The following is a 23275-nucleotide window of genomic DNA, read 5'->3' on the forward strand; positions in this document are numbered from 1 at the left end:
AGTAATGTCTAATTTTAAAAGGCGTGAAATTATCAACGATCAAATATTTTTGCCTTTTAATTTTTTCTACGTTTTTACAAAATTTGTTTTTCTTTTTGGTTTCTTCACCACACTTGTTTTTGATTTAAGCCCATTATTAGACTTTACTTCATTATTTGTAGTCCTATTCATTGTTTTATTTTTTGAAAGTTGGAAAACAATTTTACTGGTTTTTAAGAAAAAGGGTTTATTCATTTTAATGATGAATTTTACAACAATTTTGGTTTTGTCATTTTTGTTTGCGACAACTTCAGTTTTTAACTATAAAAAACACGATGCTATTTTACTTAAAAACAATCCAAAAGTTGAACTTCCAGAAAGTGACTTTAGACCAACAGAAACAGAAGGGGTGTATTCTAATTTTTTAAAAATTGTAAAACGAAACAATAAAATAGTTTACAACTTAAATGGAAGTAATTACACTCTTAAAGAACTTCCAGTAGCAATAAGCGATTTAAGGAGAAATTACTATAGGAGGTATGATGTTATTCCTATTTTGGCTCCTTTTGATTTACCAATTTCAGAAGTGAAAAAAGTAGAGATGCAGTTGTTTGCTATAAATAGTAATAAAATTATATATGTCGCCAAAAAAGAGAATCCTGAGTTTACAAGCCGTGTAGATTTAAATGGGATTGATCGATTTATTTATTTTGATGAAAGTAAAGTTGAAAAGTTCAGCAATTTGTCTGTTGTCCCGCTTCCTAGGCTGCCACCGCCTTTTCCAGAAAAGGAATATTTAAAAAATCAAACTAAAATTGAAGTCAAAATAGGAGACAACTATTTAATAGATGGAAAGCCTATTCAGAAACAAGATTTGCTTCCAACTTTTAAAAGGCTTATTGATAGTATTACATATTTTCATTTTCAATATGCAGATAATGTTACTTATCAAAATTATATTACGGTATTTTCAAAATATAAACAGGCCATTTTTGAGTTGAGAGATAAGGATGCGCTTGTTAAGTATAACGAAAGGTATTCCAACGATGAGAAATATCTTCTCGATCAACAAAGGTTAAAACAGAAATTTCCATCGAAATATATTGAAAATTATGACTTCGACTTATAAATAGAATCAATAAATCCCGAGACATCCTTTCTGGATTTTTTTATTAATTCCTGTTTTGCATTCTCAAAATCCTGCGCATTTTTATCCTGCGAAAGTTTAAACTTTCCTTCCCAATTAGTGATTTCAACCTCAAACGCTTGAATGTAATTAATGAGCCGATCCATTCGTGGATCGTCATTTTTTAAAATAAATTTTTGTGCTTCGTCTTCCAAAAAAGCTGTCATATCAATCATTGTATTCTTAATAGACTCTGGTTTATTTATAAGCTTAATTCTTCCGGTGATGTGAACTATAACATAATTCCAAGTAGGCAATTGTGGCGTATTATAAACACTAGGTGAAATATAGGTATCCGGACCTTTGAAGACAATTGTGACTTCGGCATTCTCAGTTAAGGTTTCCAGCTGCGGATTGTTTCGGTCTATATGTGCAACCAGTTTTTTGGAGGTCTCGTTGTAAATAAAAGGGATGTGGGTGACAAATGGTTTTCCATCTTTTGCCGAAACTAACATTCCCAAAGGGAAGTGTTTGATTACAGCAATCATTTTGCCAATTTCATCTGATTGATGATGTGGGGGTGGGTACATAAATGTATTGTTGAAAACACTAAGATACTAAACTGCGTCCCAAATTTTGAAATGTGTTATTTATTCTTTTGAAGCACTTGCAAAATACTTTTGCTCTTCTTCAGAAAAAAGCCGGGAAAGAATTAAAAAACGAAGTCCCAAAGGTATTTCAAGTGAAAAACTTGCGCCTCTGCCTTTGGTAATATCTACGGTTAAGTGGGTGTGTTTCCAATATTCATATTGGTCTTTGTTCATATAGAAATTAACGCCTTCCACTTCGCCCAAAAGGATATCGCTTTCGTCTAAATACAAATCTCCTTTTTCCAATAGCATAGGGGCAGAGCCATCACAACAACCGCCGCTTTGGTGAAATATAAGTTCTCCGTATTTTTCCTTCAATTCATTTACTACCGCTGCTGCTCTTTCTGTTATTTCCACTTTTTTATTTGACATTTTTTTGAATTTAATGAATTCAATTTAAAAAAAAGGGTGCCTCAACTTATGTTAAAGGCACCCTACTTAATTAAATAAACAATTAAAAGAAGCCTAATTTCTTTTTGTCGTAAGAAATCAACATATTTTTAGTTTGTCTGTAATGGTCGAGCATCATTTTATGGTTTTCACGCCCAATTCCAGATTTTTTATAGCCTCCAAAAGGAGCGTGTGCTGGATATGAATGATAGTTGTTTACCCAAACACGTCCTGCTTTCACTTTTCTGGCAACTTGATAAGCTTGGTGCATATCGCGTGTCCAAACGCCTGCACCAAGACCGTAAAGAGTGTCGTTTGCTATTTCAATAGCTTCTTCCTCATCTTTGAATGTTGTAACACAAACTACGGGTCCAAAAATTTCTTCTTGAAAAACCCTCATTTTGTTATTGCCTTTAAAAATTGTAGGCTGAATATAGAAACCGCCTTCCAAGCCTTCATTGTAGGCTGCTTCTCCACCTGTAAGCACTTCACATCCTTCTTCTTTTCCTATTTTTAGGTAGTTTAGGATTTTCTCATATTGATCATTGGAAGCCTGAGCGCCCATCATAGTCTCTGGATCTAATGGGTTTCCTATTTTTATTGCTTTGGTACGTTCAACAACACGAGCCATAAAATCATCATAAATACTTTCCTCTACCAATATACGCGAGGGGCAGGTACAAACCTCACCTTGGTTGAATGCGAAGAGCACAGCGCCCTCAATGGCTTTGTCGAAGAACTCATCATCTGCATCCATAATGCTTTTAAAGAAAATATTTGGGGATTTTCCGCCAAGCTCCAAGGTCACAGGGATAATGTTTTTTGAAGCATACTGCATAATAAGTTGCCCAGTGGTAGTTTCACCGGTAAAGGCAATCTTATTGATTCTAGAGCTGGAAGCCAAAGGTTTTCCTGCTTCCAAGCCGAATCCATTCACAATATTCAAAACACCTGCGGGAACAATATCCTGTATTAATTCTGCAAGAATCATAATGCTTACGGGAGTTTGCTCAGCTGGCTTTAAAATTACACAGTTTCCGGCAGCGAGGGCTGGGGCGAGCTTCCAAGTGGCCATTAAAATCGGAAAGTTCCAAGGAATTATTTGTCCAACAACTCCCAGAGGTTCCCAAATATTAAGTGACAATGTGTTGCCGTCAAGCTCGCTGGCGCCGCCTTCTTCGGCTCTGATTGCACCTGCAAAATATCTAAAATGGTCTACCGCCAAAGGAAGATCCGCAGCTGTAGTTTCACGAATAGGTTTTCCATTATCCCAAGTCTCGGCTCTTGCAAGCACCTCTATATTTTTTTCTATTACATCAGCAATTTTAAGAAGCATATTACTTCTTTCGGTTGCAGAAGTATTGTTCCAGCTTGGAGCCGCTTCCCATGCAGCATCCAGCGCTAAATCTATATCTTCTTGAGTGGAACGCGCTACTTTTGTAAAAGTTTTGCCATCAACAGGGGAGATGCTTTCAAAATATTCACCTTTTTTAGGTGCCACCCATTTTCCGCCTATAAAATTGTCGTAAGTATCTTTAAACTTTGGCTTTTCAAAAGTCTTTCCGGTATCTGTCTGAATATCGCTCATAATAATAATTTTAGAATGTTAAACTGTGAATTATATAATTTCTTTAAAGATATTTTGATAATATCTCAATCAATTGAACAATTCTATAAAAGAGTAACACATTTCTGTATTTATGTACAGAATAGGTGTTTTTTTCGTAATATTGAGTATGGAGCACTCATTGCGAAAACATAGGGAAAGCCGAAAAATTTATACGTTGGTGGAAAACCGGACGACCTATAATGCGGAGTATGCTGAGCTAAATATTTTTGAAACCCACCGACCCGCTGAAAAAGTCTCCCTTACTTTTGATTTTCCCGTAATTGCCAGTATGCTTACTGGAAAGAAAATCATGCATTTAAAAAACCTGCCCGATTTTGAATTTCTTCCAGGGGAATCGGTAGTAATGCCAGCCAATGAAGAAATGATAATTGATTTCCCGATTGCGCGCAATGACAGTCCCACGCAATGTTTGGCCTTAGGCATTGATCCCGAAAAGATCAGTGAAGTTGCTTCTAAATTCAATCAATTGGTTTCCATTGAAGAAGAAAATAACAATTGGAATTTGGATAAAGGAGCCGCTTCCCATTTGACCAACCAAATAGAAGTAAATTATCTTATTGAGCGGCTGGTGAAAACTTTTACCCATAATTCAACTTCAAAAGATGTTCTGCTGGATCTCATGATTCAGGAGTTGATTGTTCGTTTATTGCAAACAAAAGCAAAGCAAAGTATACTCAATGACACCTTAAATATTTTTAGTGATACGCGTATTGGAACGGTGGTTAAGTATATAAAAGAAAATTTAACGGACCGTAGCATCAGTGTGGATCAGCTGGCAGAAAAAGCTTATATGAGCTCGTCCAGTTTTCACAAAAAGTTTAAAAACACTTTAGGAATTTCGCCAATTGATTTTATGAATTCTGAAAAAATAAAATTCGCCAAGAAATTGATGAAGGAAAACAAAAACATACTTATCTCTGAAATTGCCTTTAAGTCTGGGTTTAACAATGTGAGCTATTTCAACCGCCAGTTTAAAAAGCTGGAACTGATGACTCCCCAACAATTTATTTTTTCAGTAAGAAAATAATTTAATGGGAAGATTTTAAAGAGGAAAAGAACACAAATCCAAAGCCCAAGAAAAGCATCAAATGAAACGGGAATAGTCCAAAATCTCCGCCTTGGTCCCCCACTACAAAAGCACTGTACATTCCAAAAGCAAAATAGAGCATCAGCACGCCTTCAAAAATCACGTTGGGCGAAATGTTTTTGGTGAGGTATTTATTTCCTTTCCAACTTTCTTTTAAGTTGCTAATATTGAATTTTGGAGTTCTAATGAATTCACTTTTCTTTCCAAAATGTCCTTCCAAAACTGCTATAGAATTGTGGAGCGAAAAACCCATCGCCACTGAAAAAAACGTAAAAAACATGGCGGAATATTTTAAAAAATGTTTAAAACCACCGCCATAAATCACTTTGTACGTAAACCAATAACAGATAAAAAAGATAATCGTGCTTGCCACAAAGAAACTCATAACATAGAAATACATTTTTAAATGTTCGTATTCATTTTTAATATAAAGCATTGGGATACTTAGTATAGCAACAATGAAGATATTTAAGAACATGGTACTGTTCAGCAGATGTAGAAAACTATGTATTTTGGTTTTGAAAGGAATGTCGGGACTTTTAAAAACGCGCCAAGCCATTTTCTGAAAGTTTTCTGCACCGCCTTTATTCCAACGAAATTGTTGCGAACGGGCTGCGCTAATTACCACAGGAAGTTCTGCGGGAGTTTCTACTTCTTCTAAAAATTTGAATTTCCAGTTTTTAAGCTGCGCCCGATAGCTGAGGTCCAAATCTTCCGTAAGGGTATCGCCTTCCCAATTGCCTGCATCCAGAATGCACTCTTTACGCCAAACACCTGCCGTTCCATTAAAATTTATAAAATGTCCTTTGCTGTTTCTTCCAACCTGCTCCAAAGTGAAATGTGCATCGAGCGCAAAAGCCTGTACGCGGGTAAGTATAGAATAATCACGGTTTAGGTGACCCCAACGGGTTTGAACTACACCAATTTCAGGATCCTTAAAGTAAGGAATGGTATTTTTTAACCAGTTTTTCTTTGGAAGAAAATCTGCATCGAAAATTGCTATGTATTCGCCTTTGGCGGTTTTCAAACCTTCTTTTAGAGCACCAGCTTTGAATCCTTCACGGTTTTCACGAGTTACGTGTTGAATGTCTAATCCCGTTTTCTGTAGCTCTTGAATGTGTTTTGCAGTTTCTTCAAAAGACTCATCGGTGCTGTCGTCCAGCACTTGTATTTCAAGTTTGTCCTTTGGATAATCAATTTCCGCAATATTATTGAGCAAGCGATCCATTACATACAGTTCATTATAAACCGGCAGTTGAATAGTTACAAAGGGGATTTCTTTTTCTTTTGAAAAATCGAAAGTTGGGGAGTTTTTATGTTTTTTTCGAGCGCTTAAATAATTGAATAACAGGTTCAATTGTGCCAATGCGTACATAAAGATGAGGAGCAACGCAATGGTGTAAATTATAATGATTAGGGATTCAAGAATCATTTTTGAAACTATATTTAAAAATCCAGGTCAAGATTTTTATGCCAGCAAATATAGCACCTTTTACCGTACCTGAAACTTTTGAGACACCTATACGATTTTTGTATTTTACAGGAATTTCAATATAGGTATATTTCTTTTTCAATACTTTCAGTTGCATTTCTACTGTCCATCCGTAGGTTTTGTCTTCCATGTTTAGCGCAATAAGCTTTTCATACTTAATGGCGCGAAAAGGTCCGAGATCGGTAAACGTTGAATTGAAAAAAAGACTCATTAATTTGGTTGCCAGTTCGTTGCCGAAGCGTTGCGGAAAAGTCATAGACCCAGTTTCGCGCAATTCTTTTACTCGGGCACCCACTACAAAATCGATATCGTTCTCGATAATAGGTGCGATAATTTTTGTCAATTCCTCAGGATAATCACTATAATCTCCATCCAGAAAGACCACAATATTTGGTTTTGTGTTTTCTTCTGAAATGTATTCCATTCCTTTTAAACAAGCATTTCCATAGCCAGCATTTGGTTGAAAAAGCACGGTTGCTCCAGCTTTTTTGGCAACTTCTGCAGTGGTATCGGTAGAATTGTTATCTACAACAATTATTTCTGAAACGATACTTGGAATTTCAGCAATCACCTTCCCAATAGAATCTTCTTCGTTAAAAGCGGGAATGATTACTTTAATATTTTTTTGCATTAAAAACTGTTGGTTTTATGGATTGCGAAGTTGATAAAAATTTGTGACAATCCTTTGGACGGAAGTGATGGTAATAGCTAACAGATTTTAAGCGAAAATCCTTTATTTGTTAACATAGCTCATCAAATCCAAATCGTTCCCAAGCAGAATTTCGTTGCTGTCAATTCGTTTTTCAAGGGGTCCATTTTCAAGTTTTAAAACCCCACGAGGGCAAACTGCAGAGCAAATTCCGCAGCCAACGCAACTGGAACGCACAATATTTTCACCTTTTTGAGCATAAGCGCGAACATCGATACCCATTTCGCAATAGGTAGAGCAATTTCCGCAACTAATACATTGTCCACCGTTGGTAGTTATTCTGAAACGCGAAAACAAGCGTTGCTGAAAGCCAAGAATTGCAGCCATTGGGCAACCAAAACGGCACCAAACGCGACTGCCAAAAATAGGATAGAACCCAACACCAATTACTCCGCTAAATACAGCTCCAATCATAAAACCATACGATTGACGCAAAGTTTCAGCTTCAAAAAGAAACAAGGTTTTCCCCGTAGTATAATGTAGCGCAATCAATGCAATTATAATTACGAAATAAGCAATAGAACCAATTCGGGCATCTTTTTGTAATTCTTCTCTTTTAAAAATCCAAACACCTAAAAACACTAGGGTTAAGAGTGCGGCTACACTAATAAGAAAGACATCTTTCGTCAGCCAATATTTTGAACTGTCATCGCCTAAATAAGAGTGAATCACTGCTGTGGTCATTAAAACCACAAAAACCAAAACGCTGTGAATTACCCAACGTTCCACTTTCCAAGCTACCTGCCTTTTATCGCTTAAATGACGAAAAGGATCCCCAGCGGTTTCTGCCAAGCCACCACAACCGCAAACCCATGAGCAGTACCATCGTTTACCGTATTTATAGGTTAATATTGGAGTAATTATAAAGATTGATACAACCCCAAAAATTAGAAGTCCTAAACCAATATCTCCAGCGGAAATAAATTCATCTACTCGATATTGTTCAAAATTATAATAATTGAGTGGCCAAATATTTTTTAGATCGTAATATGGTAATTTAAAACTATCTGAGTTTAAACGGGACATAAGTTCCGGTATTAAAAAAGCAAAACCTAATTGAAAAAACATAACTGAAAACGTCCGAAGTTTTTCGTATTTGTTATGGCGGTATTTTAGAATGAATTTTATTCCAAAAGCCAATATGGCTACTGTGTAAAGGGTGCCATAAACAAACCATTGACTTGCAGGCCCACCGTTCAGCAATTTGCTCAACGGGTCAAAAAGTGCAACAATGCCCTTATTTTCACCATCCTGAACTAAACCTAAATATTGTGGAAACCAATAAAGAACAACATAGAAAAGTGTGACAATTATTCCTAAAATCCAAGCCCAGAATCCACGGGAGGAAAGCGATTTAAAATAAACCCCATCGTTTTTTATTCCTTCGTGTTTATTTAAATACGCTGCAGTGGAAAACCAAATAATTCCAGTACCGATCATAACCAAAGAAAGGGTTAGCCATAAAGGTTTATTAGGAAAATCTAGGTTGAAAAATGCCAAAAAAAGTACCGCTAAGCCAATAAGACCAATGGCTGAAGCAATTTTTTGTTGGGTATTGATGGTTTTTGGCGGCTCGCCCGTAAGGGACATATTTCGTTGAACAGTGCTCATAAATTATACAGTTACAGATTGATTGAAGTATGCTGCCTGAATTTCCTTTTCATAATTTTTGAAAAATTCAGGATCAAAATTGGCTTGTTTTAGGTTTTGGATTACGTAATCCACACTTCTTTTTTCATTAAGCCATCTATCAAAGACCTCGTGTTTCATTCGAATTCCGAAAGTGTTTATACCCAAGAATTCTCCTGATTCTTTTTTATATGAAATGGTTATACACCTAAGATCGCTCTTGCATTTCCAATGAAATTGTGCTTCGTACTCTTTTTTTCTGCTTTCTGAAAAAACCCAGCCGTAGGTTTGGTATTCAATATCAAAAAACTTAGCGCTATTAAACCAGTTTCCAGGATTGTATTCAAATGTTTTATCGCAAATGGTTTGTGCCAAAGCTTCGCCCATCATCCTTCCCGTATACCAAACAGCTTCCACAGGCGGCCGATTCCCGATAGCTTCACGTTGTTGCGCACAGTCGCCAATGGCATATACATTTTTAATATTGGTTTCTAGTAATCGGTTTACCAAAATACCTTTGTCTGTTTCAATTTTTGAATTTTTCAGAAAAGAAATTTGTGGTTTTACACCCGTAGTAATTCCAACTACGCCACATGGAATTTCTTCTCCCGTTTTTGTGACAATTGCACGAACGTGACCTTTTTCGTCGGCTAAAATTTTATCAAGTTCTGAATTATGCCGAAGATCTACACCGTGGGAAATTATGTGGCGCGAAATCATTTCTGCTTCAGGCTTTGGGAGTACTCCAGTCCAAAAAGCATCTTCACGAACCAGCATTGTTACTTCAATATTTCGGGTACGGAGCATTTCGGCCATTTCTACACCAATCAGGCCGCCGCCAATAATTACAGCACGGGGACATTCTTTATTATTTGGGGCGTATTTTTCCAAGTCTTCCAAATCCTGTTTGGAAACCAATCCTTGTACTCCCTTTAAATCTTGGCCTTCCCAATCATAATAACTTGTCACGGAACCTGTGGCTAATATCAATTTGTCGTAAGTTATTGACCCACCTTCTTTAAAGTGAAGCGTTTGATTGTCGGTATCAACTTTTTCAACATACCCTTTTTTAAGCTCCAGTCTATTTTTTCCCCAAAACCAACTTTCGTAGGGTTCAATATCGCGCCATCGCATATGGCCCATATATACATACATTAAAGCAGTGCGGGAGAAAAAATGATCAGTTTCTGCAGAAATTATGGTTATCTTTTTATCGGAAATTTTTCTTATATGCCTTGCTGCTGTTACGCCCGCAATGCCGTTGCCTATAATGACGATGTGCTCCATAATTGAATTAGTATTTGGTTGGTATTTCTTCAGTCGTTTATAAATTTACGGAATTACAGTTGGCGCAGTTTGAAAAGAGATATTAAAGTTTCTATAATTCTAAAATATTATACTAAATTCATCAATAATTTATTTTAAAATGACCAAATCACTTTTCTTGCTAATTTGTGCTTTTCTTTTTTCTATTCTTATGGGATGCGGGCAAAAGCGTGATTCTTCAAAATTGCTAATTACTCAACAAAATGAAGAAGTAATTAAAGAGCCTACTTTTCCAAAAATAAATGGAGTTAGTTTCGTGGCTTCCAAAGATTCTATTTTGGAAGAAAATATAGCGCCCCTCAAAAATATTCATGCAGACTACGCAGCAATTATGCCTTTCGGTTTTATTAAAAGTTTGGAACATCCTGAGATTATTTATAATCAGGAAAGACAATGGTTTGGCGAAAGGCGCGAAGGTGCAAAGCAATACATAGAAATACTCCATAAAAACGAAATTAAAGTTATGATGAAACCACAAATTTGGGTGTGGCGTGGCGAGTTTACAGGGTTGCTGAAAATGGCTTCGGAAGAGGATTGGGTTGAACTTGAAAAATCATACAAAAAATTTATACTGGATTTTGCGAAAGTTGCTGAAGTAGAAAAGGTAGAAATCTTCTGCATAGGTACAGAGTTGGAAAAATTTATTGAACACCGTCCAGAATATTGGCGAAATCTGATTGCTGAAGTAAGAAAAGTTTACAACGGAAAATTAACCTATGCCGCCAATTGGGATGAATACAAAGGCGTACCGTTTTGGAATACTTTGGATTATATTGGTGTAGACGCCTATTTTCCAGTTTCGGAAAGTAAAACCCCAACTATTGAAGAATCACGAAATGGTTGGCAACGTTGGAAAAATGAATTGAAAGTAGTTTCAGAAAGAGAAAATAAAAAAATTCTATTTACCGAATACGGCTACCGAAGCGTCGATTTCGCGGGAAAGGAACCTTGGGAAAGTAACTATAAATTAACTTCCATAAATTTTGAAGCGCAAAATAATACGTTACGAGGTTTATATGAAGAAGTTTGGAATGAACAATGGTTTGCTGGCGGATTTCTTTGGAAATGGTTTATTGCACACGAGAGAGTTGGCGGAGAAACGGACAACCAGTTTACACCACAAAATAAACCTGCAGAAGTTATTGTGGCAAAATTTTATAAAAAGTTCGGAAAATAAAGCAGATTTGAATTATCGGTGCTTTTTCATTTCTTCTAGATAATCCTTGGCAATAGCTGTTTTTTGAGTTTCAGAGAATACCTTTCCAGCAAGTTGAAAAAAAGTGTGTTCTTCATCGTCAAGATGGTGCTCTACTTTTTCACACAACTGTTTTGCATACACCAACCAAGCTGGTGAGTCCATATGGGTATCATCAATTTTCTCCATTAATTCATCCATTTCATGATGTTCGGCTATTCCGTGGCGAGCGTGTTCCTGCATCATGTCGTTATGTATCAACGGAGAATAGAAAGTACGCTCCTCAGCGTCAGCGTGAATTTGTAGTTCGTGTTTCAATTTCTCCCACATTTCCTTTCTACCTTTTGATTCACCCGAAGTAGATGTTACCAGACGGCATAATTCACGTTGTTTGTCGTGGTCTTTTCTAATGGCTTCAAATATATTCATGGCTATACTTTTATATGATTTTAACTACAATATCCTAAAAATTTTCCAAATAGAAAAAGTTGAAAAGAGAAATATGTAAAACTGTTTATTTTTCAACTATTTGCTGGGAAATTTTTTGATCTGAAATTTTTTTAGCGTGCACTTCTTTTATATTTTTCAAATAATAATTGTGCAGTTCCTTCGCGTCTGCTCCCATCCATCGCTTCACATAAATAACCCAAAAATGATACTGTAGGTTCCAAACACCTTTTTGTTTATAAAGACGTGCAGAAGTGGTTAGCAATTGCTGTATAACTACAAATTGCTTCCGTTTGTAAAGTTCATTTATTAAAATATTGTCTTCGTAAATAACATAAGTTTCATTAAAACCACCAATTTCCTCAAAAAGGTGTTTGGTAATAAACTGACTTTGGTCTCCTCCACGGCAAGCTCGCCAACTAAATTTAGTGAACCATCCCGCCATTTGCAACCACCAATGGTTGCTATCAAATTTCATTCGGAAACAGCCAGCTGGATTTCCATTATCAACTTCGGAAATAATATATTTGTCGAAATTTTTTGGCGGAAAAGAATCTGCATGCAGAAAATAAAGAATTCTGCCTGAGGTTACGCTTGCGCCTTTATTCATCTGTTTTGCGCGGCCTTTTTCTGAAGTTGTTAGCTGAACGGAAATTGATTGCGATTCGGAAAATTCCTTAATGATTTTGGGAGTTCCGTCAATGCTTCCCCCATCCACCAAAATAATTTCCAACTCGTTTTCCTCAGAAATGTTTTCCGAAAGATGGGTCAATAGTTTTTCAATGGTAGCGGCTTCGTTTAAAACCGGGATGACGATACTTATCATTAAAAAGTTTCAGTTTCCTTTAAAATATGATTTTTCATTTTCAACAGAAAACTTATTTCTGCTCATTCAAATCCCAATTATAATCTTTGTAGGCAATTGTAGCTCCTGTGTTTATTTTAGTTTTGGAATATTGATTAATAAAACCAATCACATTCTGCTTTCCGTCTACTTTAAAATCTTTTTGATACCAATCAAAAATGGAGGAAATTTTGGGGTTTGAAGCGGAAATATCGTTTTTATCACTATTGATAAATTCCTTTACGGCACGGTCCAGTTGCTCATTAATTTTGGCAGCAGTATATGCTTCGTTTATCAATTTGGGACAGGAAATAGAAGCGCAATTTATAGCGAAATGGATTCGCGGCTCATTCATTTTACGAAGAATTCCGTTTTCAATTCCGCCCAGTGAAAGTTCTTTATTTCCAACGGTAACACGACCTTTGGTCCAAGCGCCATCAATATCTTTTATACTTTTAGTGGGGTAATTTTCAACGATTAACTTTACTGTTGCAGCATTGTATAGGTTTATGTAATATGCTAATAATTCCTGTACACTCCAATCGTCGGCAGGATTTTTTTCAGAAAGCATCTTAAGGTAATCGTCCAGTTTTGCTTTGTCATTTTTAAATCCTTTGTAATCAACTAAACCAGCATTGTTAACGTATTTTTTCAGCAATTTGTCCCATTGTGTATGATCTAAATTTACTGCCGAGTTAGCAGTAGTTGAAGTAAGTTCCGTTTTAACTTCTTTAGTTGGTTGCCCTTGGCTGCTAACGCCTGCAGCAGAAAGAAGATTACAACTTTGCATCGTAAAAATCACAAATAGTACTGTGGCAATATTAAATAAGGTTTTCATTTTAATTTGTAGTTTAAGTTTCTAATATCTACGAAACATTTCATTATTTGGTTTTGATTGGATAAAGCTCCTGTTCCATAAAATTCTTTGGAAAATTTTCATCTCCATCAAAGCCCAGCTCAATGTCACGGCCATTATAGGGGATGTGATTTGTTTTGAAAAGGTAATCCCAAAGGCTCAAACTAATTCCATAATTAACGCCATATTGTGCATGTTTTGGCAAAATTTTAGCGTGGTGCCAGATGTGCATTTTAGGATTGTTGAACACATATTTGAATATTCCATAATCCCATCCAATATTAGCGTGATTTAAATGCCCAATAGCAAGCGCTGAGAAATGAACTATTGCAACTGCTTCAACGTCAAAACCGCCAATAATTGCTAATGGAATGTAAAGCAAAGATTTGTAAACAACGGGTTCCATCCAATGGTAGCGAAGATGTGCGGCAAAGCCCATTTCCTTAACAGAATGGTGCAATTTATGAAAATTCCAAAGCCATGGAACTCGGTGGAGCAAGCGATGCGTGTTCCACTGAACAAAATCTGTAACCAAGAAAAAAACTACAAGCCCTAGCCCAAAGGGAAGTGTATTCAAATTAATTAATTGAAAATCTGAAATATTCAAACCAATAAATCCTAATAAATCATTGAACAATGTTTCCGTCGCATTGGATAGGAAAATAAGCACAATTAAATTCAGTAGAAAAAAATTGAAGAACATATAAAAAGTGTCCAGCCAAAAATCCTTTCGGAAGACTTTTTGGTTCTTTCGCCACGGAAATAGTAGCTCCAAAATCCAAACTAAAAGAGATAATATAATCAGGCCATAGAAATAATTTTCCCAATGGAAACTGGTTATTTCGCTCCATAAATAATTGAAGTAACCACTATAGGAATTTTTGAATATTTCGAAGTATTTTTCCAATGTTTATTTTGTCGCAATAATACGAGTTTGTTTACAACTGCTTTATCAACTCAGTAAACAGAACAATCATATCTGGTTCTGCTTTTTCCGCAGAAGCGATAATATCGGCAATATCCACAGGTTTTAGATTTTCTGGATCACATTCATCCGTCAACACTGAAACTGCCGAAACGGGAAGCTTTAAATGATTTGCAACAATTACTTCTGGTACAGTACTCATCCCAACGGCATCTGCGCCTATTAATTTTAAATATCTGTATTCCGCCCGTGTTTCCAATTGCGGACCCACAACACTAGCATAAACACCTTTGTGCAGCGTTATATTTTTTTCTGAAGCAATTTGTTCCAGTTTCTTATTCATTTCTGTATCATAAGGTGCGCTCATATCCACAAAGCGTTCGCCCATTTTTTCAACTCCGCGAAAGGCGAGGGGAGAGCTGCCCTGTAAATTGATATGATCATCAATAAGCATAATTTCTCCTTTTTTGAAGTTTAGGTTTACTGCACCCGAAGCGTTGCTTACCAGCAATTGTTTTATTCCCAAAATATGCATTACTCGTACAGGAAATGTAACATCACGAAGCGAATAACCTTCATAGACGTGAAAGCGACCTTGCATAACCACAACTTTTTTTCCTTCCAAAGTGCCATAAATAAGTTTCCCTTTGTGAAATTCAACTGTCGCTGTTGGGAAATTTGGTATGTGATTATAGCTAACTTCGCTTTCAATCTCCAACTTTTCTACGATTTTGCCCAGACCGGTACCGAGAATAATTCCGACTTCGGGATTATCAAATCCGCGTTGTTTTAAATAGTCTGCAGCTTGCTCAATATATTTTGTAGTGCTCATAATTTATAAAAAGTTGTTGTCTAAATAAGGTGGCAGAAATTGCTGAAAAGCGTCCACATTTTTTATGTCTTCGTAATAGTCTACATCGTTTCTTTCATCGAGTAGTAGGTATTTTTTATCTTTTAAATCGTTCAAAGTAGCTTCCAAAACGGCACTGGTGCCCCAAGCTTTATTTTGAAAAATTTCAGAATTGAGTTCCTTCATTCCCAATAGATAATAGCCACCATCAGTTGCGGGACCAATTACAAAAGGAGTTGTTTCAAGTGCGTCATAAGCAGTTTCAATATCTTTTTTATTTAAATCGAACATATCGCTGCCAATAATAATTGCTTTTTCATAACCCATTCCGAAGATTTCTGAAAATGCATTTTCCATTCGTTCGCCCAAATCAGCGCCATTTTGCAATTTTTTTCTGAAACTATCAGGGTTCCAAATATCGTCACGGTGAATATTTTCAGAATAAAAAACGTATTTGTCTACGTTTAATTTTTCTGTTATTTCTACCGTATGCTTAAGTAGAAATTTATAGATTTTCAAAGCACTTTCATCGCCGACAGATTTTGCCAAACGCGTTTTCACTTTACCCAATTCAGGGTTTCGGGTAAAAATAATCAGTGCCTTTTTTGAAGTGGGAAAATGAAAGTCGAATGCCATTTCATTATCGCCGCTTGTGTCTTTTGAGGAAAGTAAGCCCATTTTTTTAGTAATAATTCAATTTAATATATTGGATTCCCAGCGTGTAAATATTTACTCCACATTTTTGAAAAGGTATGCACATTTTCCGTTTCAATTCCTGTAGAATCAATAACCGGATAATCTTTGTTTTTCCATTCAAAGATACCGCCGTAAAGATTTTTGACATTGGTAAACCCAGCTTTTTTTAGTTTTTCACCAATTTGTTCAGAACGAATTCCAACAGAACAATAAACAATTATTGGAGCGTTTTTCTTTAGTTTTTGAAGTTGTTTTTCTTCCAAAGAAAAATCGTTAAAACCAACATTTTTCGCGGAAGCAATATGGCTTACGTTAAATTCGTTCGGCTCACGTGAATCCAAAATTACTACAGAATCATTCATTTGTAACATTCGCAATTCTTCTACAGAAATATATGGAATGCTTCGCGTGTTATAGGTCTGCAGAAGTTCGCCCATATTTTTTTGGGCGAAGCTGTTCGCTGCGATTAATAATAGAAGAAAGAAAATTGTTTTTTGTTTCATAAGATTGATATTCCCACTTCAGTTTATCCTGAGCGGAGTCAAAGGGCGGAATGTTTTATAAAGGAATGCCAAAACCCTGCCAACCGCTTTCCATGGGCGGAAGTATTTCACAATTGTCCCAAATTCCGGTTATTATTGTTCTTGCGTATTCCTGAGGCAACAAATCATTTTGCATCAATTTGCTGGTCAACGTATAGTTATAATCCATTGTGTGATGGGAAAAACTGAGTTTCTCTTTTTCATCGTTCAAAATCATATACCAAACCTGAGGCGAGCCGTCGTTTGCGGGCATGCCGATAACGCCGGGATTTAACCACATTTTGTTTTCTTCAATGTGATGAAATGGCAGACCGCAGTGACCTGCAATAATGACATCGCTTTTGGTTGCTTTAAAATTTTTGGATTTCGTTTCCCATGGAGTCGATTTAAAAATGAATTCCGAAATATTGAAATAGGATCCGTGTACAACGGTCACTTTTTTTCCAGCATGTTCAAACTGAAGATTATCGGGCAGCGTTTTCATAAAATCCAAGGAACTTTTTGAAAGTTTGCTTTGCGCATACGGATACCATAGTTGTGAAAATCCGTCGCATCTGCCTCCGGCTTTAAAATCGCACCCACAATTTTCGGCACCTTCGCGGAGCTGAATTTCCACATTTCCGGCAATACTTTTGGCGCCCCAAAGTTTAAAAAGTTGAACAGTTTCTTCGGGCTGGGCACAATAGCCAACAATATCGCCCGTGCAAATACAATTTTCAGGTAAAATATTTTCTTCTTCAGCAATACTTTTTAGCTTTTCCAAAGCTTGCAGATTGCTGTAAACGCCACCGAAAAGGAGCACTTTGCCTTTCAGATTTTTTTTATGTTCTATTTTTTTATCCACGTTGGTATTAAATATAAAAGTATGCAACAGCCAATCCCCCAAATATTTACCCAAAGTAAGTCGGCGTATTTGCCTTCTGTGAAAATGAGTTGCTTTGGAAAAATTTCAAAGACCAAAATAAAGCCGAAAACAATTCCCGTAAGAACACTCGCATAAAAACTTACTTTTGGGGCTTTGACTCTCCAAAATAAAAATACAGGTGTTAGCCCAATTACCATTGTTCCTGATACAGTTGTTGCGGAAAGTATTTCAGCATTCAAAAATACTGGAATGGTACCCAATATTGCAATAATTACCATTGATAATCTTCCGAAACTTAGGTTTTTCCCCAATTTTAAATCTACTGCCAATAATTTTGAAAACGAAGAAAAAGTGGAATCCAAAGTAGAAGCTGCTGATGTTATCATTATAAAATTTATTACCAAAAGAATGATTACACCAAATGCTTTCCCCACTTCAACCGCGGCTTGTCCTTCCATTCCTTGTGATTTTGCGTAAATACCAATTACACTAAAAAGAACAATGCAAAGCGCTCCGAACAGTGTTGCCCACAAAAAACTTTTCAATGTAGTTTTTGGCGAACTTAAAAACGCGCGATCCGTTAAAACTGGGTCGTGAAAAGGATAACTGAACGATTGAATTATTGCTGCAAAAAATAAATTAAGTCCCAATTCAAAACTCCAAGTTCCCGAAGTTGCAACTTCTGAAACCGAAAAATTTTCTACCGAAAATATTTTCCAAAGAATAATACAAAGCAGTATCGCAAAAAGCCCCATTTGAATTACATCCGTAAAAATGGAACTGCTTAACCCACCTTTAATCGCATAAGCTAACGTTAAAGCCGTAAAAACAAGTATCGCCCAATAAAAGGCGGAACTTCCTTGTTCGCCAAAATAGGTGCCGATTACCATTGTATTACTCCAAACTTCGTTGAACAAACGAATAACGATTAATACCGAAAAAACCCGCATCGCGCCTTTTCCAAAACGGCTCGTTAAAAAGTGGTGGATACTCTGGAAACCACCTTCTTTTCTGAGAAAATAAATAATAATTCCGGCCACGGCAAAAGATAAATAATATCCAGCATAAGCAACGCCGCCCACAATTCCGAAATCGAGACCGAGGTTGGCGGCATTGGTAATGCTTTTTGCCATAATCCAAGAAATGATAAGGCTTCCTGTAAGCATAAATGCGCTAGGGGCTTTTTTGCGATGGGTTGCCTTAAAAAATTCGTCGGTTGTTTTTGCTAATGGGGAAAGAAAAAACAGTATCAAACTCGATACGATTATCAATGCCCATTGCCAGGTTTCTACGTTCATTAATAAAAATTTAGTTTTGCTTACAGCTTATTTCTATTCATCCCACCAAACTGGAAAATTGATGCTATTTCCGTTTGTATTTGAAGCGGCTTGGTTATAATTATCAGCATTCAAAGCCTGTTCTTCTGCAGGATATGGCATTCTTACGGGAATTAGACCATTGTTTAAACTTGCGGCAACAGGTTTCAACATTGGAAAACCTGTTCGGCGATACTCAACCCAACCTTCGTAACCATTTATAATATTTGCTATCCATTTTTGGGTAACAATTTGTTGAACGGGAGTTGTGCCCGAAGCGTCAAAAGCTGCAGGACCACTTAAATAATCTGAAGGCAATGGCGTATTCCAATATTCAAAAGCAAGTGCTACACCAGTTTCGTATAAATCTCTTGCGTTTGCAGTGATTAAACCTTTTTGCGCGGCTTCAGCTAAGTTTAAATAGGTTTCCCACGCAGTCAAAAAGTTGGCGTCGAGGGTGGAAGTATCTTCTCTGAAAATTGTTCCAGCAAGTGAATAATCTGCCAGATTAATGGAAGTGTTTGATGCGTCAATTCCATTTATCAAGCCATTAAATTCGCCGTTTGTTGAATTTTCAAAAGGACGGAAAAATTTTGTAATTCTAGTATCGTTTAAAGGAATCATTATATCCTCCATTGTTTCTGAAAGAACAACATTGTTGAAATCACCAACCCGAAGCTTTGCCAATCGGAAACGATTTGGATCTGTATTTGTAAAATTGAAAATTGCATTTTCAGAATTACTCTGCATATAATTTCCAGAACTGTAAATTGCTTGTAGTTGTGTTGAAACATCAATTTTTCCTGAAATTCTGAGCAAAGCTTTTATTTTTAAAGAATTTGCAAATTTCACCCAACCGTCCAAATTACCGTTGAAAAGTATATCGCCTTCCAGCGGAAGTACATCGGTGTAATTGTTGATTGCGGCAATACCTTTATTGAGATTGTCCAAAATTCCGCCATCGGCCAAATAGATGTCTTGCTGTTTATCATATTTAGGAGTAACGGTTCCGTTCACGCCGTTGAAGGCTTCACTATATGGAACATCACCAAAAAGATCGGTCAATCCTGCTGCCATATAGGCTTTCATAATTAGAGCAGGGCCTTCATAAACAGCATAGGTTTGTAAGGTTTGCGCTTGGTTCAGTAAAATCTCATTATCGCGAAGGTTCACATAAAAAACAGGCCAAGGATTCCCGCCCAATTGTGGTGATTTCAATGCGTGACGGTCAAATAAGTTGAAGTCGAGCGCGGTTCTGTGTTGTGAGAGTAAATCGCCAGCAACAAAGCCTTCATAACTCATTTGCTCTCCAAAATCGTAAATTACTTGGCGGAGCAAAAGGCTTGGTTGCACACTGTTTGGGGCGTTTGGATTTGTATTTATTTCTTCAAAATCTTTGGTACATCCACTTGCAATAAGCAGGCAAACCAAACCGAAAATATATATAATGTTTTTCATCGTCGTTTTTTTAAAAAGTTAGACCCGCTTTAAATCCGATACTTCGGGTAGAGGCATAGCTCATATCTTCCACACCGCTTACAAAACCTGTTCCTTGTACGGCAAGTTGCTCCGGATCGAAATGTGGAATGTCGCTAATGGCGAAAATATTTCTTCCTATAATAGAAAAATTGATTGCTGCACCGTCTTCAAGACCCGCAAAATCTTTTTTAGTTTTGAAGGTATAGCCAATAGAAAACTGACGAAGCTTTAAATAGGAAGCATTGTAGGTATTGTTTTCCTCGTGGTTTCTATCGTAAAACTGGCGATAATAACTTTCTGCAGAAACGCCTGTAGTGTTTGGAACGTACTGTGGATTTTCATCTGTACCAATATTCACAACACCTTGCGGCACGATATCGCTGCGATCACCACCTGTTTCTGCAAGTTGCCCGCTAACGGTTGCTAAAGCACGGGTTCGTGAAACCAATTCGCCTCCTTGGTGCAAATCAAACAAAAAACCAAGGTTCCAGTTTTTATAGTTGAAATTGTTATTCCAGCCCAATATAAAATCTGGGTTATAGTTTCCTATTTTTTTTAGAGTATTGTCTGCAATATATCTTCCTTCTGAAGTAAGAATGAAATCGCCATTTTCGTTTTTTAAATAACCAGTTCCATAGATGTCACCAATTTCGCCACCTTCTTCCACTTGAAACCAAACGGTTTGATCTGCGCTATCATAAATTCTGCTGAAAGCAAGCGTCAATCTACCATCTGTTTGCGGCAGACTTTCCACAACTGCTTTGCTTGTGCTAAAGTTGAACGTAGTGTTCCAACTAAAATTACCAGTTTTTATGGGGATTATATCGGCAACTAATTCTATCCCTTGCGAACGTACTTTTCCACCATTAACAACTTGCTGGTTATAACCGGAAGAAATTCCAATTGGCAAAGAAATAATTTGGTCTTCAGTCAGCGCATTGTAATAAGTAAAGTCAAAATTCAGCCTATCTCTAAAAAAGCGAATATCGGCGCCCACTTCATAGGAAGTTACCTGCTCGGGTTTTAAATTTGCATTCGGAATAAAGTTTTGGTCACTGAAAGTTGGTTGCCCCAAATAAGGCGTTTGTGAAACAAATGCTCTCGAAGTTTGATATGGACTGGTATCGTTCCCAACTTGGGCAATACTTGCGCGAAGTTTCGCAAAGGAAATTGCACTTGGAAGTTTCACCGCATTCGAAAGTATAAAACTCAAAGAAGCAGAAGGATAAAAGAACGAAGTGCCATCTACAGAGAAAGGTGTTGCCAAAGCGCTGGACCAGTCGTTGCGCGCTGTAATATCTAAATAAGCGAAATCTCTAAAACCAAATTTTGCAACCCCGTAAAATGAATTGATGCGTTTCTGCGATTCATACTGAAAAACTTGGATTGGCGATGCCGCATTGTTTAAGCTGAAAATTCCGGGTTGTGCTAAATTCAATGCTTGTGATTGTTTAGTAGAAGCAGTTTGGTCTAATCTATTTCCTCCAGCAGAAATATCAAAAGAGAAATTTCCAAAGAGATTATTATAGTTTAGCAAAAAGTCTGTGTTCACTTCTCTGTATAAAACGTCGTTTTCGGCATAAGCTCCATTTTTAAAACGGTTACTGCTGTAAGCTCTTCGAAATTCGCGGTTTTCGGAGGAATAATCCATTCCAGTTCGCAAAGAAATGCTTAAATGTTCCGCAAGATTTTGTTTTATGGAAACATTTCCAAAAACGCGGTCGCGGTCAAAAGCGTTTCTGTTTTCAAGCAACGTGAAATATGGGTTGTCAAAATATGTGTAGTTGAAGGAATAGTGTTGCACATTTTCTAAGCCTGGCTGCCAGTATTGTTTCATATTTTCAATATTTAACGAGCGTGGACCCCAAGCTACCAAAGCGTAATTAACGTTTTCGCTACCGTAACCATTTGATGGACGGTTGTCGCTGTTTGAATTTACATAACTTATGGAAGTTGCGATTTCGGTTTTAGTGGTTGGGCGAAAAGTAAGATTTGCTGCAATCGTTTGTCGGTCAAGATTTACACCGGGAATGATGGATTCGCTTCTCAAATCTGTAAACGAAAGACGGTAATTTCCGTTTCCAAAGTTGTCAGAAACCGAAATATTATTAATTGATGTCGTGCCTGTCTTATAAAAATCCTTCAAATTATCGGGATGCGAAACGAAAGGAGTAGGTGTGATTGGCAGTCCATCATATAGCGAAGTATCGCCCCCACGAACCACACTACCATCGGGTAAATAAACAGGACTATCATATTGCGGAATTAAATTGCCCGAATCTAGCCTCGGACCCCACGAATAACTGATTAAGTCATTTGTTCCGCCACCCAGTCCGTCAACATATTCAAATTGACCAGAATTTCCCTGTCCGTATTCATTTTGAAATTTTGGCAATTTAAAGGCGGTGTCCACAAAAAGGGAAGTATTTATGCTAATACCCATTCCCTTGGCTTTACTGCCATCTTTAGTTTCAATTACAATAACACCATTGGCAGCGCGTGTTCCGTAAAGAGCAGCCGCCGTTGGGCCTTTTAAAACGGTTACAGATTCAATATCGTCTGGGTTTACTTCCATTGCGCCATTTCCAAAATCTATTTCCTGAAATCCTGCTGCCGCTTCGTTTGTTACGTTAAAAACAGTATTGTTATTGATTGGCGTTCCATCAATCACAAATAGCGGATTGTTGTTTGAAAAGGAAGCTTCGCCTCGAATGGTAATTTTTGAAGAAGAACCAACGCCAGTTGCTCCTTGCGTTATGGTAACACCAGCCAATTTCCCAGAAAGATTATCGAGAAAATTAACCGATTTTACTTCAGAAATTTCTTCAGATTTTAATGTTTGGACGGTATAGCCCAATTCCTTTGATTCACGTTTTACGCCAAGTGCCGTAACTACAACTTCGTCAAGACTAGTAGTCGATTCGGTCAATATAACGTCGATTCTCGTTCTGTTTTCAACCGAAACGGTTTGCGTTGCATAACCAATTGCAGAAAATTTTAGTTTATCATTTTCAGAAACGGAAATAATATACTTTCCATTTTCATCGGTGATTGTTGCCTTGCCATTGCTCGCTTGTATGGTTACAAACGGAACGGTGGTATCATCAACCGCTGAGATTACTGTTCCAGTAATTGTGGTTTGGGCGTAGCTGCAAATAGAAAACAACAGCAATATGCATAAGTATATATGCTTCATAAAAAATTAGTTGGTTAAAAGAATGGTTTTTTAGCAGAATTCTTCA

At 37.0% G+C, this 23275-nt stretch carries 21 protein-coding genes; 3 read left to right on the forward strand and 18 right to left on the reverse strand.

The annotated features are described in order from the left end of the window. Positions 1-238 precede the first annotated feature (238 nt). A complete protein-coding gene (locus AEQU1_RS06730) occupies positions 239-1108 on the forward strand; it encodes a hypothetical protein (protein WP_181566725.1) in 870 nt (289 codons plus the stop codon). On the opposite strand, the gene AEQU1_RS06735 is transcribed toward AEQU1_RS06730, so the two are convergent. The 3 genes from AEQU1_RS06735 to AEQU1_RS06745 form a co-directional block, all read right to left on the reverse strand. Beyond that, on the reverse strand, positions 1090-1695 hold the full coding sequence (locus AEQU1_RS06735; RefSeq protein WP_111879820.1) for an FMN-binding negative transcriptional regulator: 606 nt from the start codon (positions 1693-1695) through the stop codon (positions 1090-1092). The genes AEQU1_RS06730 and AEQU1_RS06735 overlap by 19 nt on opposite strands. 60 nt (positions 1696-1755) lie before the next feature. Beyond that, a complete protein-coding gene (locus AEQU1_RS06740) occupies positions 1756-2127 on the reverse strand; it encodes a DUF779 domain-containing protein (RefSeq protein WP_111879822.1) in 372 nt (123 codons plus the stop codon). 82 nt (positions 2128-2209) lie between these two features. Further along, the gene (locus AEQU1_RS06745) at positions 2210-3733 is read right to left on the reverse strand and encodes an aldehyde dehydrogenase family protein (protein ID WP_111879823.1); all 1524 of its coding nucleotides are present in this window, start codon (positions 3731-3733) and stop codon (positions 2210-2212) included. A gap of 112 nt (positions 3734-3845) precedes the next feature. On the opposite strand from AEQU1_RS06745, the gene AEQU1_RS06750 reads away from it, so the two are divergent. Beyond that, positions 3846-4802 carry an AraC family transcriptional regulator gene (locus AEQU1_RS06750; RefSeq protein ID WP_309300251.1) on the forward strand — a complete coding sequence of 319 codons (957 nt, stop codon included), beginning with the start codon at positions 3846-3848 and terminating at the stop codon, positions 4800-4802. Between the two features lies 1 nt (position 4803). Here AEQU1_RS06750 and AEQU1_RS06755 read toward each other — a convergent pair whose 3' ends face one another. The 4 genes from AEQU1_RS06755 to AEQU1_RS06770 all read right to left on the reverse strand — a co-directional run bounded on the left by AEQU1_RS06755 (position 4804) and on the right by AEQU1_RS06770 (position 9979). Further along, positions 4804-6294, reverse strand: coding sequence for a cellulose synthase family protein (locus AEQU1_RS06755; RefSeq protein ID WP_111879826.1), 1491 nt, complete (start codon positions 6292-6294; stop codon positions 4804-4806). Further along, positions 6284-6985 (reverse strand): glycosyltransferase family 2 protein, encoded by a 702-nt coding sequence (locus AEQU1_RS06760; protein WP_111879828.1) that lies wholly within the window; start codon positions 6983-6985, stop codon positions 6284-6286. Before AEQU1_RS06760 ends, AEQU1_RS06755 begins: the two co-directional genes overlap by 11 nt. Before the next feature lie 102 nt (positions 6986-7087). After that, the gene (locus AEQU1_RS06765; RefSeq protein WP_111879829.1) at positions 7088-8674 is read right to left on the reverse strand and encodes a 4Fe-4S dicluster domain-containing protein; all 1587 of its coding nucleotides are present in this window, start codon (positions 8672-8674) and stop codon (positions 7088-7090) included. 3 nt (positions 8675-8677) lie between these two features. Continuing rightward, the gene (locus AEQU1_RS06770; protein WP_111879831.1) at positions 8678-9979 is read right to left on the reverse strand and encodes an NAD(P)/FAD-dependent oxidoreductase; all 1302 of its coding nucleotides are present in this window, start codon (positions 9977-9979) and stop codon (positions 8678-8680) included. A gap of 139 nt (positions 9980-10118) precedes the next feature. Here AEQU1_RS06770 and AEQU1_RS06775 point away from each other — a divergent pair, with 139 nt between their 5' ends. Further along, entirely contained in the window at positions 10119-11195 is a 1077-nt protein-coding gene (locus AEQU1_RS06775; RefSeq protein WP_111879833.1) for a glycoside hydrolase family 113, read from the forward strand. Between the two features lie 12 nt (positions 11196-11207). On the opposite strand, the gene AEQU1_RS06780 is transcribed toward AEQU1_RS06775, so the two are convergent. From AEQU1_RS06780 to AEQU1_RS06830, 11 genes are all read right to left on the reverse strand, one after another. After that, entirely contained in the window at positions 11208-11642 is a 435-nt protein-coding gene (locus AEQU1_RS06780) for a hemerythrin domain-containing protein (protein WP_111879834.1), read from the reverse strand. An 85-nt stretch (positions 11643-11727) separates the two neighbouring features. Further along, the gene (locus tag AEQU1_RS06785) at positions 11728-12486 is read right to left on the reverse strand and encodes a TIGR04283 family arsenosugar biosynthesis glycosyltransferase (RefSeq protein ID WP_111879836.1); all 759 of its coding nucleotides are present in this window, start codon (positions 12484-12486) and stop codon (positions 11728-11730) included. Between the two features lie 52 nt (positions 12487-12538). Continuing rightward, positions 12539-13342 carry a DUF547 domain-containing protein gene (locus AEQU1_RS06790; protein ID WP_111879837.1) on the reverse strand — a complete coding sequence of 268 codons (804 nt, stop codon included), beginning with the start codon at positions 13340-13342 and terminating at the stop codon, positions 12539-12541. Positions 13343-13385: 43 nt separating this feature from the next. Further along, complete coding sequence (locus tag AEQU1_RS06795; RefSeq protein ID WP_111879839.1) at positions 13386-14267, reverse strand: sterol desaturase family protein; 882 nt, start codon at positions 14265-14267, stop codon at positions 13386-13388. Between the two features lie 31 nt (positions 14268-14298). Next, the gene (locus AEQU1_RS06800; protein WP_111879840.1) at positions 14299-15117 is read right to left on the reverse strand and encodes a purine-nucleoside phosphorylase; all 819 of its coding nucleotides are present in this window, start codon (positions 15115-15117) and stop codon (positions 14299-14301) included. 3 nt (positions 15118-15120) lie between these two features. After that, positions 15121-15813, reverse strand: a complete 693-nt coding sequence (locus AEQU1_RS06805) for a TIGR04282 family arsenosugar biosynthesis glycosyltransferase (protein WP_111879842.1) — start codon at positions 15811-15813, stop codon at positions 15121-15123. A 20-nt stretch (positions 15814-15833) separates the two neighbouring features. Beyond that, entirely contained in the window at positions 15834-16334 is a 501-nt protein-coding gene (locus AEQU1_RS06810) for a rhodanese-like domain-containing protein (RefSeq protein WP_111879844.1), read from the reverse strand. Between the two features lie 55 nt (positions 16335-16389). Next, on the reverse strand, positions 16390-17217 hold the full coding sequence (locus AEQU1_RS06815; RefSeq protein ID WP_111880028.1) for a metallophosphoesterase: 828 nt from the start codon (positions 17215-17217) through the stop codon (positions 16390-16392). After that, positions 17202-18536 carry a sodium:solute symporter gene (locus AEQU1_RS06820; RefSeq protein ID WP_111879845.1) on the reverse strand — a complete coding sequence of 445 codons (1335 nt, stop codon included), beginning with the start codon at positions 18534-18536 and terminating at the stop codon, positions 17202-17204. Before AEQU1_RS06820 ends, AEQU1_RS06815 begins: the two co-directional genes overlap by 16 nt. 33 nt (positions 18537-18569) lie before the next feature. After that, positions 18570-20012, reverse strand: coding sequence for a SusD/RagB family nutrient-binding outer membrane lipoprotein (locus AEQU1_RS06825; RefSeq protein WP_111879847.1), 1443 nt, complete (start codon positions 20010-20012; stop codon positions 18570-18572). Positions 20013-20022: 10 nt separating this feature from the next. Next, positions 20023-23229: a SusC/RagA family TonB-linked outer membrane protein gene (locus tag AEQU1_RS06830; RefSeq protein WP_111879849.1), complete on the reverse strand. Its 3207-nt coding sequence runs from the start codon at positions 23227-23229 to the stop codon at positions 20023-20025. Positions 23230-23275 lie beyond the last annotated feature (46 nt).

The organism is Aequorivita sp. CIP111184, assembly GCF_900489465.1.
Lineage (GTDB): Bacteria > Bacteroidota > Bacteroidia > Flavobacteriales > Flavobacteriaceae > Aequorivita.

Excerpts from the sequence above, each read along its gene's own strand:
- AEQU1_RS06760 (WP_111879828.1), bottom strand. The coding sequence starts at position 6,985 with ATGCAAAAAAATATTAAAGTAATCATTCCCGCTTTTAACGAAGAAGAT.
- AEQU1_RS06770 (WP_111879831.1), bottom strand. The coding sequence starts at position 9,979 with ATGGAGCACATCGTCATTATAGGCAACGGCATTGCGGGCGTAACAGCA.
- AEQU1_RS06735 (WP_111879820.1), bottom strand. The coding sequence starts at position 1,695 with ATGTACCCACCCCCACATCATCAATCAGATGAAATTGGCAAAATGATT.
- AEQU1_RS06745 (WP_111879823.1), bottom strand. The coding sequence starts at position 3,733 with ATGAGCGATATTCAGACAGATACCGGAAAGACTTTTGAAAAGCCAAAG.
- AEQU1_RS06785 (WP_111879836.1), bottom strand. The coding sequence starts at position 12,486 with ATGATAAGTATCGTCATCCCGGTTTTAAACGAAGCCGCTACCATTGAA.
- AEQU1_RS06810 (WP_111879844.1), bottom strand. The coding sequence starts at position 16,334 with ATGAAACAAAAAACAATTTTCTTTCTTCTATTATTAATCGCAGCGAAC.
- AEQU1_RS06805 (WP_111879842.1), bottom strand. The coding sequence starts at position 15,813 with ATGGGCTTACTTTCCTCAAAAGACACAAGCGGCGATAATGAAATGGCA.
- AEQU1_RS06730 (WP_181566725.1), top strand. The coding sequence starts at position 239 with ATGATGAATTTTACAACAATTTTGGTTTTGTCATTTTTGTTTGCGACA.
- AEQU1_RS06820 (WP_111879845.1), bottom strand. The coding sequence starts at position 18,536 with ATGAACGTAGAAACCTGGCAATGGGCATTGATAATCGTATCGAGTTTG.
- AEQU1_RS06765 (WP_111879829.1), bottom strand. The coding sequence starts at position 8,674 with ATGAGCACTGTTCAACGAAATATGTCCCTTACGGGCGAGCCGCCAAAA.
- AEQU1_RS06740 (WP_111879822.1), bottom strand. The coding sequence starts at position 2,127 with ATGTCAAATAAAAAAGTGGAAATAACAGAAAGAGCAGCAGCGGTAGTA.
- AEQU1_RS06830 (WP_111879849.1), bottom strand. The coding sequence starts at position 23,229 with ATGAAGCATATATACTTATGCATATTGCTGTTGTTTTCTATTTGCAGC.
- AEQU1_RS06775 (WP_111879833.1), top strand. The coding sequence starts at position 10,119 with ATGACCAAATCACTTTTCTTGCTAATTTGTGCTTTTCTTTTTTCTATT.
- AEQU1_RS06790 (WP_111879837.1), bottom strand. The coding sequence starts at position 13,342 with ATGAAAACCTTATTTAATATTGCCACAGTACTATTTGTGATTTTTACG.
- AEQU1_RS06750 (WP_309300251.1), top strand. The coding sequence starts at position 3,846 with ATGTACAGAATAGGTGTTTTTTTCGTAATATTGAGTATGGAGCACTCA.
- AEQU1_RS06800 (WP_111879840.1), bottom strand. The coding sequence starts at position 15,117 with ATGAGCACTACAAAATATATTGAGCAAGCTGCAGACTATTTAAAACAA.
- AEQU1_RS06755 (WP_111879826.1), bottom strand. The coding sequence starts at position 6,294 with ATGATTCTTGAATCCCTAATCATTATAATTTACACCATTGCGTTGCTC.
- AEQU1_RS06780 (WP_111879834.1), bottom strand. The coding sequence starts at position 11,642 with ATGAATATATTTGAAGCCATTAGAAAAGACCACGACAAACAACGTGAA.
- AEQU1_RS06825 (WP_111879847.1), bottom strand. The coding sequence starts at position 20,012 with ATGAAAAACATTATATATATTTTCGGTTTGGTTTGCCTGCTTATTGCA.